This is a genomic window from Sphaerisporangium sp. NPDC004334 (assembly GCF_053602655.1).
The window spans coordinates 85,939-102,348 of record NZ_JBSGDZ010000033.1 but is presented as its reverse complement, the minus strand read 5'-3'; the positions used below and the strand labels follow the sequence as shown (position 1 = coordinate 102,348).

The following is a 16,410-nucleotide window of genomic DNA, read 5'->3' as shown; positions in this document are numbered from 1 at the left end:
CCGCCCCCGCCCCCCCCCCCCCCGCCCCCCCCTCCGGCGCCGCGACCTCCGGCGCCGCGACCTCCGGCGCCGCGACCTCCGGCGCCGCGGCCTCCGACGCTGCCGCCCACGCCACCGCCGTCACTCCTACCTGCGACGCCGCCGCCGTCGCCGATCACGCCGCCGTCGCCGTTGCCGCTGCGAGTGCCGGTGAGGCTACGGATGCCGGCACCGGTGACGTCGCGAATGCCGGTACCGGTGACCAGGGCGCCGGGTTCACGCTCACCGCAGACGAGTACGAGCGGGTGCGGCGGCTCGGCGGTGGTGACGTGACCGACGTCTGGCCGCTCGCGCCGCTCCAGGAAGGACTGTTCTTCCACTCGACCTACGGCGACGGCGCCCTGGACGTCTACACCGTTCACGAGTCGTTCGACTTCGCCACCCGCCTGGACGCCGGCCGCCTGCGCGAGGCGACCAGGGTGCTGCTGGCCCGCAACCCCGGCCTGCGCGCCGGGTTCACCAGCGCCGGGCTGCGCCGGCCTGCGCAGTTCATCGTCGCCGACCCCGGGATACCGCTCGAAGAGGCCGACCTGTCGGACCTGCCCGCCGCCGAGCAGGACGCGCGGCTGCGCGAGCTGATGGACGCCGAGCGCACCCGCCGGTTCGACCTGGCCCGGCCGCTGCTCTTCCGGATGCTGCTGATCCGGCTCGGCGAGGCCCGGGGTGACCGGCTGGTCATCGGCCGGCACCTGCTGCTGTGGGACGGCTGGTCGGCCTGGATCTTCCTCGCCCAGCTGTTCGCCCTCTACGAGACCGGCGGCGACGAGCGCGGGCTGCCGCGCCCCGGCTCCTACCGCGACTACCTGACCTGGCTGGAGTCACAGGACCCGGCGACCGCCGCCCGCGCCTGGCGGGCCGCGCTGGCCGGCCTGGACGAGCCCACCCTGCTCGCGGCCACCGCGGGCGGCGACATGGGGGCGGTCATCCCCGAGAGCCGGGAGACCGTCCTGCCCAAGGATCTCGGCGACCGGATGCGCGACGCCGTCCGCCGCCGGGGACTGACGCTCAACACGCTGCTCACCACCGCCTGGGGCCTGGTGCTGGCCGCCGCGACCGGCCGCTTCGACGTCGTCTTCGGCACGACGGTCGCCGGCCGTCCGAGCGAGGTGCCGGACGTCGAGAACGTCATCGGCATGTTCCTCAACACCGTTCCCGCCCGCATCGCCTTCGACCCGGCCGAGCCCGTGCTGGACCTGCTGCGGCGCGTCCAGGGCGAGCGCCTGGCCCTCATGCCGCACGAGTATCTGGGTCTCGGCGTCCTGCAGGCCGAGACCGGCCATCGGCGGCTGTTCGACACGCTCTTCGTGATGCGCGACAACGACACCGAGGAGCGGCTCGCGGAGCTCGCCGACCGGCACGGCGCCACCGCCGTGGCCAACGTGGACGCCACCCACTATCCCGTCAACCTCGTCGTGACGCCGGGGGAGCGCATCCGGGTCACCCTCGCGCACCGGCCCGACGTCATCGGCCCTCCGCGAGCCCAGGAACTGCTGGACCGCTTCGCCCTGCTGCTGGAGCGGCTGGTGGACGACCTGGACGCGCCCGTCGGCCGCCTGGGCCACACGCTGCCCGCCGAACGCGCCGAACTGGAACGGGAACGGGCCGCCGGCCGGGTGCCCGTCCCGGAGGAGACCATCGCCGACCTGCTCGCCGCCCAGGCCGCCCGCACTCCTGAGGCCACGGCCCTGGTCTTCGGCGGCCTGAGCGTCAGCTACGCCGCCCTGGACGCCCGCGTCAACCGCATGGCGCGGCTGCTGCTGGCGCGGGGTGCGGCGCCCGAGAAGATCGTGGCGCTGGCCCTGCCCCGCGCCGTCGACATGGTGGCCGCGCTGTTCGCCGTGCTGCGCACGGGCGCGGCCTACCTGCCGCTGGAGCTGGACCACCCCGACGACCGGCTCACGATGACGCTGGAGGACGCCCGTCCGGCCCTGCTGCTGACCACGGGTGCCGTCGCGCCGCGGCTGGAGGGGGGCGTGCCCGGCGTCCCCCGCGTGCGGCTCGACGACCCGGCGGTGGCCCTAGAGCTGGCGGGGCTGTCCGGCGGCCCGGTCACCGAGGCCGACCGTCCCCGCTTCAGCCTGGAGCACCCGGCGTACGTCATCTACACCTCCGGCTCCACCGGCCGTCCCAAGGGCGTCGTCACCCCGTACCGCGGGCTGACGAACATGCAGCTCAACCACCAGAAGGAGATCTTCCACCCGGCCGTCGCCTCCGCCGGAGGCCGCCGGCTGCGCATCGCCCACACGGTGTCCTTCGCCTTCGACATGTCGTGGGAGGAGCTCCTGTGGCTGGTCGAGGGGCACGAGGTGCACGTGTGCGACGAGGAGCTGAGGCGCGACGCCGAGGCGTTGGTCGCCTACTGCGAGCACCACCGCGTGGACGTCGTCAACCTCACCCCGACCTACGCGCACCTGCTGATCGAGCAGGGGCTGCTCGACGGGCACCGCCCGCCGCTGGTGCTGCTCGGCGGGGAGGCGGTGTCCGAGACGGTCTGGAGCCGGCTCCGCGACACCGAGGGCACCTACGGCTACAACCTCTACGGGCCCACCGAGTACACGATCAACACCCTCGGCGGCGGCACGGACGACAGCCCCACCCCCACCGTCGGACGTCCCATCCGCGGCACCCGCGCTCACATCCTGGACGCCTGGCTGCGCCCGGTTCCCCCCGGCGTCCCCGGCGAGCTGTACATCGCGGGCGTCGGCCTGGCCCGCGGCTACCTCGGCCGTCCCGGGCTGAGCGCCGAACGGTTCGTCGCCGACCCTCATGGCGAGCCGGGGGAGCGCATGTACCGCACGGGCGACCTGGTGCGGCGCCGCGCCGACGGGAACATCGACTTCCTGGGCCGCACCGACGACCAGGTGAAGATCCGCGGTCACCGGGTCGAGCTGGGAGAGATCGAGACCGCCCTCGCCCGGCACCCGGAGGTGGCCCAGGCCGCCGTGGTCGCCGCCGAGGACCCCTCCACCCCCGGCGCCCGGCGCCTGGTGGGGTACGTCGTGCCCGCCGAGCCCACCGGCGAACGGCGGGAGTCGGCGGAACGGGAGTGGATCGGCGAATGGCGGGAGATCTACTCCGAGGAGTACGAGCGCATCGGCACCGCCGTGTTCACCGAGGACTTCGCGGGCTGGGACAGCAGCTACGACGGGGGGCCCATCGCGCTGGAGCACATGCGCGAGTGGCGCGAGGAGACCGTCGCCCGCATCCGCGAGTTGCGCCCGCGCCGCGTCCTGGAGATCGGCGTCGGCTCGGGGCTGCTGCTGTCGCGCTTGGCGCCCGAGGCGGAGGCGTACTGGGCGACGGACCTCGCCGCGCCCGTGATCCGCAAGATCGGCGAGGACCTGCGCCGGGACCCCGCGCTGGCGGCCAAGGTCGAGCTGCGCTGCCAGGCCGCGCATGACACCGAAGGGCTACCCGCCGGCTACTTCGACACGATCATCATCAACTCCGTCATCCAGTACCTTCCGGACATCGACCACCTGACGGGGGTCATCCGCGGCGCCATGGGGCTGCTGGCGCCGGGCGGCGCCCTGTTCGTCGGCGACGTGCGCAACCTCCGGCTCGCCCGCGCCTTCCACACCGGCGTCCGGCTGGCCCGCTCGGCCGGCGACACCGGCGACACCGGCGGTCCGGACGGCCCGGACGGCCCGGACGGGCGCGAGGCCGCCGAGCGCCTCCACGCGGCCGTCGAACGGGGGATCGCGCTGGAGAAGGAACTGCTCGTCGATCCCGACTACTTCGCCACCCTGGGCTTCGGCGTCGACCTGCGCACCAAGCGCGGGCACCACCACAACGAGCTGACCCGCTACCGCTACGACGCCGTCCTCTACGACGGCGAGCCCGACGTCCACCTCGGCGACGAACCGGTGCTGCCCTGGGCCGACGCGCTCACCGGCCGGCAGGACGACGCGCCCGCGACCGCCGGACCCGCCTCCGGCGAGGATCTGCCGAGGGAGAGCGGGGAGCTGGCCCGCCGCCTGCGGGAGACGCGGACCGGGCGGCTGCGGGTGACGGGCGTCCCCGACGCCCGCGCGGGCAGCGAGCGCGGCGCCACGATGGACGGGGGAGTCGAGCCCGAGGATCTGCACGCGCTCGGGGCACGGGAGGGTTACCGCGTCCTCACCACCTGGTCGCGCGAGCCGGGCGCCTACGACGCGGTCTTCGTGCGGGGGGACTTCCGCCTCACGGCGGGCCTCTACCTGCCGGGCGGTGGCACGCCCCCGTACGGCAACACCCCGGCCTCGGCGGCCGGCGCGAGCGGCCTGCCGCGCCGCCTCCGGGAGGATCTGCGGCGCCGGCTTCCCGACTACATGGTCCCGGCCGCGTTCGTCACCCTCGACCGGCTGCCCATGAACGACAACGGCAAGCTCGACGTGCGCGCGCTGCCCGCGGCCGAACCGGCGGCGCCGCTCGCCGGCGGACGGGGGCCGGCGACACCGGAGGAAGAGGTGCTCTGCCGCCTGTTCGCCGAGGTGCTGGGCCTGCCGGCCGTGGGCGCCGAAGACGACTTCTTCGAACTCGGCGGCCACTCGCTGCTCGCCACCCGGCTCATCAGCCGGGCTCGCGCGGAGCTGGGCGCCGAACTGGCCATCCGCGACCTGTTCGAGGCCCCGGCGCCCGCCCTGCTGGCCGGTCGCGCGAGCGCCGCCCGCCCGGCCCGCCCGGCCGTCGAGCCCGTGGCGGACCGTCCCCGGCGCGTCCCGCTGTCGCCCGCTCAGCGGAGGCTGTGGCTGGCCGAACGGCTCAGCGGCGGCGACGCCTACCACCTTCCGCTGGTCTTCCGCGTGCGCGGCGCGCTGGACACCGGCGCGCTCCACCAGGCCCTGCGCGACGTGGTCGCCCGCCACGAGGCCCTGCGCACCGTCTTCCCCGAGGCAGGCCCCCCGCCCACCACGCCCGCGCCCGACCAGGCCGGCCCGTACGGGGCGCCCTCGTCGGAGGAGGAGGCCGCGCAGTACGCGGTGCGCCCGTCCCTGGACGAGTTCCGGCCAGGAGTGCGCCTTCCTGCGGAGGAGGCCGGACCGCACGGGGTGCGCCCGTTCGTGGACGAGGCGGGACCGTTCCAGTTCATTCTGGATGTCGATGAGATCGGGTCGTTCTTCCATGTCGAGGACTGCCCGCCGGAGCGGCTGGAAGGCAGGATCGCGGCGGCGGTGGCCCGCCCGTTCGACCTCGCCGTCCAGATCCCGCTGCGGGCCGAGGTGCTCAGGGCCGGGCCGCTGGACCACGTGGTGGCGATCGTGCTGCACCACATCGCGACCGACGAGTGGTCCGACCGGCCGTTCCTCACCGACCTCGACGCCGCCTACCGGGCCCGCCGCGAGGGCCGGGCGCCCGAATGGGCGCCGCTGCCGGTGCAGTACGCCGACTACACGCTCTGGCAGCGGCAGCTGCTCGGCGACCCGCCGGACCTGGCCGGCCCGGTCCACCCGGCACACCGGGCCGACTCGGCGCACCGGGCCGACCCGACGGACCCGACGGACCCGGCCGACTCGGGTGGCGAGGGCGCGCGGCAGCTCGCGTTCTGGACCGGGACGCTGGCCGGGCTGCCGGAGGAGATCCCCCTGCCGCTCGACCGGCCCCGCCCGGCCGAGCCGACCGGCCGCGGCGGCCAGGTGCGCGCCGGGCTGCCCGCGGCCACCGCCCGCGCCCTGCGCGCCCTGTGCGCCGAGACGGGCACCAGCATGTTCATGCTGCTCCAGGCCGCGGTCGCCACCCTGCTGCACCGGATGGGCGCGGGCACCGACATCCCGCTGGGCGCCCCCATCGCCGGGCGCACGGACAGCGCCCTGGACGACCTCGTCGGCTTCTTCGTCAACACCCTGGTGCTGCGCGCCGACCTGTCCGGCGACCCGACGTTCAGGCGACTGCTGGCCCGGGTCAAGGACGCCGACCTGGCCGCCTTCGAGCACCAGGACCTGCCGTTCGAGCAGGTCGTCGAGGCGCTCAACCCGCCGCGCGTGCCGGGACGCAACCCGCTGTTCCAGGTGATGCTCGGCTACCACCACCGTCCCGGCGGCGATCCGCGGGTGCTGGACCTGCCCACCGAGTGGTGGCCGGCCCGTGTGCACACCGCCAAGTTCGACCTGGACTTCACCTTCGTGGACCACGCCGGCGAGGACGGCCTGACCCTGCTGCTGGAGTACGCCGAGGACCTGGCCGACCCCGGTACGGCCCGTGCCATGGCCGGCCGCGCCGTCGCGCTGCTGGGCCTGCTCGCCGCCGGACCGGACGTGCCGGTCGGCCGGCTGTCCGTGCTGACCGAGGAGGAGCGCCGCGCGTCGCTGGGCGCCTGGAACGACACCGCGCGGCCGGTCGAACGGCGTACGGTCCCTGAGCTGTTCGCCGAGGCGGCCCGCGCGCACCGCGACCATGTCGCCCTGGTCGCCGGCGGCCGGACGCTGACCTTCGGTGAGCTGGCCGCCGAAGCCGACCGCGTCGCCGGGCTGCTGCTGCGGCACGGCGTGACGGCGGGGGACGTGGTGGGGCTGGCCCTGCCGCGGGCCGAGATGGTGCCGGCCATTCTGGGCGTGCTCGGCGCGGGCGCCGCCTACCTCCCGCTCGACCCCGCCTACCCGGCCGAACGCCTCGCGTACATGCTGGACGACGCCGCGCCGGCCCGCGTGCTCACCACGGCGGCCATCGCCCCCGGCCTGCCCGCCGCGCGAGGCGGCGTCCTGCTGCTGGACGACGCCCGGCACGGCGCCGCCCGGCCGCACGGCCGTCCCCCCGGCGCGATGCCGGGGCCGGGGGTGCCGGTGCCGGTGCCGGAGCCGCTGCCGGAGGTCGAGGTGCCGGGGCCGAGGGTCGCGCTGCCGGAGGTCGAGGTGCCGGGGCCGAGGGTCGCGCTGCCGGAGGTCGAGGTGCCGGGGCCGAGGGTCACGGTGCCTGAGGGCGAGGTCCCGGGGCCGAGGGTCGCCGTGCCGCCGGGCGCGGTGGCGTATGTGATCTACACCTCCGGGTCCACCGGCCGGCCCAAGGGCGTGCTCGGCACCCACCGCGGTCTCGGCAACCTGTTCGGCTCGCACCGCGCCGACCTCATCGACCCGGCCGTGCGCGCCGCCGGAGGCCGCAGGCTGCGCGCGGCGCACGCCGCGTCGTTCAGCTTCGACGGCTCCTGGGAGCCGATGCTCTGGCTGCTCGCCGGGCACGAGCTGCACGTCGTCGGCGAGGACACCATGACCGACCCGGCCGCGCTGCTGGCCTACCTCGCCGACCAGCGCGTCGACTTCGCCGACCTCACCCCGACCTACCTGCGGGAGCTGGTCCACCACGGTTTCCTGGACCCCGGTCGTCCCCGTCCGCGGGTCATCGCGGTCGGCGGCGAGGCCACACCGCCGCCGCTGTGGGACCGGCTGCGCGCGCTGCCGGGAACGGTGGTCCACGATCTGTACGGGCCGACCGAGTGCGCCGTCGACGCCTACGGGTGGCACGGACCGAGCCCGGAACGCCCTGAGCCGTGGGCCGCGCCGCTGGCCAACACCCGCGCCCACGTGCTGGACGCGATGCTGCGGCCGGTGCCCGCCGGGGTGCCGGGCGAGCTGTACCTGGCGGGTGAGGGACTGGCCCTGGGATACCTCGGCCGGCCCGGGCTGACCGCCGGGCGGTTCGTCGCCGACCCCTTCGGCGGGCCGGGCGAGCGCATGTACCGTACCGGCGACCTGGTGCGGCGCCGCGCCGACGGCACGCTCGCGTTCCTCGGCCGGGCCGACGACCAGGTGAAGCTGCGCGGGTTCCGCATCGAGCTCGGCGAGATCGAGGCCGTGCTCCGCGCCCACCCCGACGTGGCGCAGGCCGCGGTGACGGTCCGCGAGGACGCCCCCGGCGATCGGCGGCTGGTCGCCTACGCGGTCCCCTCCTCCGGGCGGGGCGCCGACCCCGCCGCACTGCGGGCGCACCTCGCCGCGGCGCTGCCCGGCCACATGATCCCCGCCGCGTTCATGGAACTGCCCGCCCTGCCCAGGTCGATCAGCGGCAAGCTGGACCGGCTCGCCCTGCCCGTCCCCGACGCGGCGGCGGCCCCCGCCTCCGGGCGGCGTCCTCGCGACGCCCGGGAGGAGATCCTCTGCGAGCTGTTCGCCGCCGTGCTGGGGGTCGGACGGGTCGGCGTGGACGACGACTTCTTCGCGCTCGGCGGCCACTCACTGCTGGCGATGCGGCTGGTCAGCCGGGTTCGCGCGTCGCTCGGCGCCGAGGTGGGCCTGCGCGCGGTCTTCGAGGCGCCAACCGTCGCCCGGCTCGCGGGACGGCTGCGCGAGGCGCCGGGAGGCGGGCCCGCTCTGGCCCCCGCGCCGCGCCCCGAGTTGCCGCCGCTGTCCTTCGCACAGCAGCGCCTGTGGGTGCTGCACCGGCTGGAGGGCCCGAGCGCCACCTACACCATCCCGGCGGCCTGGCGCCTGTCGGGCGAACTGGACCTCGGCGCCCTCCGCGACGCCGTGCGCGACGTGATGACCCGGCACGAGAGCCTTCGCACGGTGTTCCCCGAGCGGGACGGGCGCGCCTGCCAGCGTGTCCTGCGCCCCGAAGAGGTCCCCGCCGTCGTCCGCTTCGAGCGGGTCGCGCCGGACGCGCTCGCCGGGCGACTGGCCGGGGCCGCCGGGCACGGCTTCGACCTGGACCGGGAGCCGCCGCTGCGCGCCTGGGTGTTCGAGGTGGCGCCGCGGGAGCACGTGCTGCTCCTGGTGGTCCACCACATCGCCGGCGACGAGTGGTCGGACCGGCCGCTGTGGCGCGACCTGTCCACCGCCTACCGCGCCCGCCGCGAGGGCACGGCGCCGCGGTGGGCGCCGCTGCCCGTCCAGTACGCCGACTACACCCTCTGGCACCGTGACGTGCTCGGGGACGGCGGCGACCCCGGCAGCCTGGAGGCACGCCAGCTCGGCTTCTGGCGCCGGGCGCTGGCCGGGCTGCCGGAGGAGCTGCCGCTCCCCGCGGACCGGCCGCGTCCCCTGGAGAGCGGCCACCGCGGCGGGGCGGTCGGCCTGTCCATCCCCGCCGAGCTGGAGCGCGGCCTTCGCGGGCTCGCCCGCGGCCACGGCGTCAGCATGTTCATGGTGGCCCAGGCGGCCGTCGCCGCGCTGCTGCACCGGCTCGGCGCCGGTGAGGACATCCCCCTCGGCGCACCGATCTCGGGACGCACCGACGAGCGCCTGGAGGACCTGGTCGGCTTCTTCGTCAACACGCTCGTGCTGCGCACCGACCTGTCCAGCGCGCCGACCTTCGGCGAGCTGCTGAGGCGGGTGCGCGAGAGCGACCTTGCCGCCTACGAACACCAGGACCTGCCGTTCGAGCGGCTGGTCGAGGCGATCAACCCCGCCCGCTCCCTGGCCAGGCACCCGCTGTTCCAGGTGATGGTCGTCTACCTGGCCGACCAGGGCGGCGCCCCCGACCTGGCGGGGCTCGACGCCCGGCCCGAACCGCTCGGCCAGGAGACCGCGAAGTTCGACCTGAGCTTCGACTTCGCCGAACAGGGCGACGGCCAGGGCATCCAGGGCTGGATCGAGTACAGCGCCGACCTGTTCGACCACGAGACGGTCGAGCGCATCGCCCGGCGGCTGGTCCGGCTGCTGGAGCAGATCGTCGCCGACCCCGGCGTCCAGGTGCGGCACCTGGAGATCATGGACGAGGAGGAGCGCGAACTCGTCGTCGGCGACTGGAACGCCACCGCGCGAGCGGTGCCCGCCACCACCCTGCCCGAACTGTTCCGCGCGCAGGTGGCGCGCACCCCCGGCGCGCTCGCCCTGGTCTGCGGCGAGGAGCGCCTGACCTACGCCGAGCTGGACGCCCGGGTCGAGCGCACGGCGCGGACGCTGGCCGCGATGGGCGCCGGCCCCGAGCGCACGGTCGCGGTCGCGCTGCCGCGCTCGGCCGACCTGGTCGTCGCCCTGCTCGCGGTGCACCGGGCGGGCGCGGCGTACCTGCCGCTGGACGCGGACCACCCGCGCGAGCGCGTCGAGCTCATGATCGAGGAAGCGCGGCCGGTGTGCGTGCTCCGCGAGGGGCTGCCCGATGGCCCTCAGGCGGAGCTACCCGCGTCCTACGACCCCCGGCACCCGGCGTACGTCATCTACACCTCCGGGTCCACCGGCCGGCCGAAGGGCGTGGTGGTGCCGCACGAGGGCATCGTCAACCGCCTGCTGTGGATGCAGGACGAGTACGCGCTGACCGCCTCGGACCGCGTGCTGCAGAAGACGCCGTCCGGCTTCGACGTGTCGGTGTGGGAGTTCTTCTGGCCGCTGATCACCGGGGCGGCACTGGTGGTGGCGCGGCCCGAGGGCCACAGGGACCCGGCCTACCTCGCCGGGCTGATCCAGGACGAGCACGTCACCACCGTGCACTTCGTGCCGTCGATGCTGCGGGCGTTCCTCGCAGACCCGGGCGCCGCGCGGTGCTCGGGACTGCGCCGGGTGATGTGCAGCGGCGAGGCGCTGCCCGCGGACCTCGCCGCCCGATGCGGGGCCGTGCTGCCCGCCGAGCTGCACAACCTGTACGGGCCCACCGAGGCGTCCGTCGACGTGACGGCCACCCGGGTTCCGCCCGGCGCCGACCCGGTGCCGATCGGCCGGCCGGTGTGGAACACGCGGGCTCACGTCCTGGACGCCGCGCTGCGCCCGGTGCCGCCGGGGGTGCCCGGCGAGCTGTACCTGGCGGGCGTCCAGCTCGCCCGGGGGTACCTCGGCCGTCCCGGCCTGACCGGCGAGCGCTTCGTCGCCGACCCCTGCGGGCCGCCCGGAACGCGCATGTACCGGACGGGCGACCTGGCGCGCTGGAGCCGTGCGGGGGAGCTGGAGTTCCTGGGCAGGGCAGACGACCAGGTCAAGATCCGCGGGTTCCGCGTCGAGCCGGGCGAGGTCGAGGCGGTGCTGGCCCGCCACCAGGGGGTGGCCCACACTGTGGTGGCCATGCGGGACCAGCACCTCATCGCCTACCTGGTGCCGGCCCCGGGAGCGACGGCGCCGAGCGCCGCCGCGCTGCGGGACCACGCCGGGGCCGCGTTGCCCGAGTACATGGTCCCGGCGGGGTTCGTCACGCTGGACGCCCTGCCGCTCACCCCGAACGGCAAGCTCGACCGAAGGGCGCTGCCCGCCTTCGACTTCGCGGCCGAGGTGACCGGCACGCTGCCGCGCACCCCGCGCGAGGAACTGCTGTGCGAGCTGTTCGCCGGCGTGCTCGGCCTGCCGCGCGTGGGAGCCGGGGACGACTTCTTCACCCTCGGCGGCGACAGCATCGTCGCCATCCAGCTGGCCGGCCGGGCACGTGCCGCCGGGTTGGTGATCAGTCCCCGGGACGTCTTCCTGCACAGGACCGCGACGGCCCTGGCCGCCATCGCCGGCGTCCCGGACGACGCGGACCACCCGGACGGCGCCGGGTCGTCCGCAGGGCTGGTCGCCCTCAGCGTGGCCGAGCGCGCCGAGCTGCCGGTCACCGGTGTCGCCGGCGTCCTGCCGCTCACCCCGCTCCAGGCGGGCCTGCTGTTCCACGCGTCCTTCGACTCCGGCGATGACGGGCCGGACGTCTACACCGTCCAGGTGACCTACGAGGTGGACGGCCCGCTGGACGCCGTCCGGCTGCGCGCGGCCGGGCAGGCGCTGCTGGACCGGCACGACAACCTCCGCGCCGGCTTCCGGTACCTGTCCTCCGGCCGCCCGGTGGCCGTCGTGCCGCGCGCGGTCGCCCTGCCCTGGCGCGAGGTGGATCTTTCCGAGCCCGGCGAGCTCGGCGGGTTCGACCGGGAGGCTCGGTGGACCCGTCTGCTCGCGCAGGAGCGGCGCCGGTTCACCCCGGCGGACCCGCCGCTGCTGCGGATGGCACTGGTGCGCCTCGGCCCGGGCCGCCACCGCCTGGTCCTGTCCCACCAGCACCTCCTGCTGGACGGATGGTCGATCCCCCGGCTCATGCGCGAACTCGCCGACCTGTACGCGCACGGGGTGGACGGGGTCGACCATTACGGCGCGCCGGCGGCCCCGCCGTACCGGGAGTACCTCGCGTGGCTGGCGCGCCAGGACGCCGCCGTCTCCGCCGGCGCCTGGGCGGAGGCGCTGGACGGTCTGGCCGAGCCCACCCGTCTCGCGCCCGCCGACCCGGACCGGGCGCCGATCGTGCCCGAGACGCACACCACGCGTCTCACCCGGGAGGCGACCGAGGCCCTGTCGGCCTTCGCCCGCTCACACGGCCTGACGGTCAACACCCTGGTCCAGGGCGCCTGGAGCATCCTGCTCTCCCGGCTGACCGGCCGCGACGACGTGGTCTTCGGCGCGACCGTCTCCGGGCGGCCCCCGGAGCTCGACGGCGTCGAGTCGATGATCGGCCTGTTCATCAACACGATCCCCGTCCGCGTACGGGTCCGCGACGGCGAGAGCCTGGCGGCGTTCCTCGGCCGCCTGCAGGACGAGCAGTCTCGGCTCATCGCCCACCAGCACGTCGGCCTGGCCGACATCCAGCGACGGGCCGGCCTCGGCGACCTGTTCGACACGCTGGTCGTCTTCGAGTCCTACCCCGACGCCGAGGAGCCCGCGTCCGGGACCGCGGACGGGCTGCGTCCCGCCGTGCTCGACCACCAGGACTCGACCCACTACCCCTTCACCTGGGCGATCGAGCCGGGTGAACGCCTGGCCCTCACCGCCGAGTACCGGCCCGACCTGTTCGACCGTGCGACGGCCGGGCGGATGGCGGCCTCGATGGCGCACATCCTCCAGACCATGGCGGCCGACGCCGGCCGGCTCGTCGGCCGCGTCGACGTCCTCACCCCCGCCGACCGCCACACCATGCTCATGACCTGGAACGGCATCCCGGACGCCCTCCCCGCCGCCGCACGAGATCAGCGGTCCCTGGCGGTCCCGGGACTGTTCGAGGCGCAGGCGGCCGCCACTCCCGAGGCCGTGGCCGTGGTCGCCGGGCCGGTCCGGTGGACCTTCCGTGAGCTCAACGAGCGCGCCAACCGGCTCGCGCGGCTGCTCGCCGAGCACGGCGCGGGGCCCGAGCGCATCGTCGCCATCGCGCTACCGCGCTCAGCGGACTTCATCCTGGCCGTCCTGGCCGTGCTGAAGTCCGGCGCGGCCTACCTGCCGGTGGACGCGGCCCTGCCCGCCGAGCGGGTGCTCGGCATGCTCGACGACGCCCGGCCCGTCCTGCTGGTGACCGGCGAGGACCTCGCGGCCGTCCTGCCGGACGGCGGCGTCCCGCTCCTCCGGCTCGACGCGCCCGAGACCGCTCGCGGGCTCGCCGCACGGCGCGGAGACGACCTCGCCACCACCCCCGACCCGCGCCACCCGGCCTATGTGATCTACACCTCCGGGTCCACCGGCCGGCCCAAGGGAGTGGTGGTCTGCCACGGCGGCCTCGTCGCCCTGTTCCACAGCCACCGCCGGACGCTGCACGAGCCGGCCAGGCGTGCCACCGGCCGCCGTCATCTGCGCGTCGGCCACGCCTGGTCGTTCTCCTTCGACGCCTCCTGGCAGCCGCAGCTGTGGCTGCTGGACGGGCACGCGCTGTACATCCTTTCCGACGAGACGCGCCGCGACCCCCAGCTGACCGCCGAGACCATCCGCGAGCACGGCCTGGACTTCATCGAGGTCACTCCTTCTTTCCTCGCGCAGATGGCCGCGGCCGGGCTGATCAAGGACGGGGAGTGCCCGCTCGCCGTGGTCGGGGTCGGCGGCGAGGCGGTGCCGGACGCGCTCTGGGCCGGCCTGGCCGCCCTGCGCTCCACGGAGGCGTTCAACCTCTACGGCCCCACCGAGTCCACCGTGGACGCCCTGGTCGCCCGCGTCGGGGACAGCGCCTCCCCGCTGGTCGGCCGCCCGGTGGACGGCACCCGCGCCTACGTGCTCGACGCCGCGCTGCGGCCCGTCCCGCGCGGCGTCACCGGCGAGCTGTACCTCGCGGGCGCGGGCCTGGCCCGGGGGTACCTCGGCCGCCCGGGCCTGTCGGCCGAGCGGTTCGTCGCCGACCCGTTCGCCGGGCTGTTCGAGCAGGCCGGCGCCCGCATGTACCGCACCGGCGACCTGGCCCGATGGACCGCCGACGGCCGGCTCGACTACGGCGGCAGGGCCGACGACCAGGTGAAGATCCGCGGCTTCCGCGTCGAGCCGGCCGAGATCGAGGCCGTGCTGGACCGGCACGAGTCCGTCGCCCAGGTCGTGGTCGTCGCCCGCGAGGACCGCCCCCGGGTCAGACAACTGGTCGCCTACGTGGTCCCGTCCACGCCCGCCGACCCCGCCGACCCCGCCGACCCCGCCGACCCCGCCGACCCCGCCGACCCCGCCGACCCCGCCGACCCCGCCGACCCCGCCGACCCCGCCGACCCTTCCGGGCCCGTCAACCCGGCCGACTGCGCGGCCCCGGCCGACTCGGCCTCCCCGGCCGACCTTGCCGGGCCCGCCGGGCCGGCCGCGCTGCGTGCCTACGCCGCGGCCCGTCTGCCGGAGTACATGGTGCCGGCCGCGGTGGTCGTCGTTCCGGAGCTGCCGCTGCTGCCCAACGGCAAGCTCGACCGCAAGGCGCTCCCCGCGCCGGACTTCACCACGCGCACCGGGCGCGAGCCGGCCGGCGAACCGGAGCGCACCCTCGCGGCCGTCGTCGCCGAGGTGCTCGCACTGCCGCGTGCCGGTGCCGACGACGACTTCTTCGCCCTCGGCGGCGACAGCATCGTCGCGATGCAACTGGTCGGCCGGGCGCGGGCGGCGGGCTTGAGGATCACCCCGCGCCAGGTGTTCCAGCACCGTACGGTCGCGGCGCTGGCCACCGTCGCCGTCACGCTCGGCCCGGACGCCGGCGGCAACGCGCACGACGAAGGCACCGGCATGGTCCCGCTCACTCCGATCATGCATGCCATGCGGGAGCGCGGCGGCCCGATCAAGGGATACCACCAGGCGGCGCTGCTGCGGACCCCGCGGGACCTGGACGAGCCCACGCTCGCGTCGGTGCTCCAAGCCGTCGTGGACCGGCACGGCATGCTCAGGGCCCGCCTGGTGCGGACCCGGCCCGCCGCCGGCCACGCGGGGGAGCGGGCGCCGGCCTCCGGTGCGGCGGACCTGTCGGGGACCGAGCAGTGGTCCTTGCACGTCCCCACCCCTGGTACGACCGGAGTCCCCGGCACGACCGGAGCCCCTGATACGACCGGAGCCCTCGGCACGAATGGCATTCCCGGTGTGGCGGACGCGGACGGCGCCGCTGGTGTGGCGGCTTGGCTCGTTCGCGTCGACGCGGCGGGGGCCGACGGGACGGCGCTCCGCGCGGTGATCGCCGAGCACGCCCACGCCGCACGCTCCCGCCTCGACCCGGACGCGGGCGCCATGGTGCAGGCGGTCTGGTTCGACGCCGGCCGGGGCACGCCCGGGCGGTTGCTGCTGCTGGTCCATCACCTGGTGGTGGACGGCGTGTCCTGGCGGATCCTGCTGCCCGACCTGGCCGCCGCCTGGCGGGAGGTCACCGCCGGGCGCCCCCCGGCGCTCGCGCCCGTCGAGGTGTCGTTCCGCCGCTGGTCGCGAATGCTGGGCGCCCGCGCCGTCGACCCCGCCCGCGAGGACGAGCTCCCGCTGTGGACCTCGATTCTGTCGGGCGGCGGCACCATCGCCGTGGCGGTGCCGCTCGACCCCGGGCGTGATGTGGTCGCCACCACGCGTCACCTGTCACTCACCCTGCCCCCCGACCGGACGGCTCCGCTGCTCGGCCGGGTGCCCGCCGCCTTCGGCGCGACCGTCAACGACGTGCTGCTGACCGCCCTGGCGCTGGCCGTCGCCGACCGGCACCGCCGGACGGGCGGGCGCGGCTCCGGCAACGCGGTCCTGGTGGACCTGGAAGGCCACGGCCGCGATGAGCGACTGGCCGGCGGCGCGGACCTGTCGCGCACGGTCGGCTGGTTCACCAGCGTCGTCCCGGTCCGCCTTGATCCAGGACCTGTGGACCTGGACGACGCGCTCGCCGGTGGGCCGGCGCTCGACGAGGCGGTGGGCCGGATCAAGGAGCACCTGTCCTCGCTCCCCGCCGCCGGCATCGGACACGGCCTGCTGCGGCACCTGAACCCGGCGACGGGGCCGGAACTCTCCCGTCTCGGCGAGCCGGGTATCGAGTTCAACTACATGGGCCGTTTCGGCCGGCCCGACGCGGCCGACTGGTCCTACGCCCCGGAGGACGACGCCGCCGACCTCGACGCCGACCCCGGTATGCCGATGTCGCACGCGCTCACGGTCAACGCCCTGACCGAGGACCACCCCGGCGGGCCGGAGCTGACCGCCCACTGGTCCTACGCCTCGCGGCTGCTGCCGGAGGAGGCGGTGCGGGACCTCGCCGAGACGTGGTTCCGCGTGCTGCGAGCCCTGGTCGACCGCGCCGAGGCGCTGGGCGGCGACCGCTGACCACCACGACCCCCGA

Annotated in this window: 1 protein-coding gene; it reads left to right on the top strand. The window is 75.8% G+C overall.

Features of this window, described 5'->3' with window-relative positions; genetic code table 11:
• Positions 1-308 precede the first annotated feature (308 nt).
• Positions 309-16,394 carry an amino acid adenylation domain-containing protein gene (locus ACWEN6_RS34135; protein ID WP_452576078.1) on the top strand — a complete coding sequence of 5,362 codons (16,086 nt, stop codon included), beginning with the start codon at positions 309-311 and terminating at the stop codon, positions 16,392-16,394.
• The last annotated feature ends 16 nt before the right edge of the window (positions 16,395-16,410 follow it).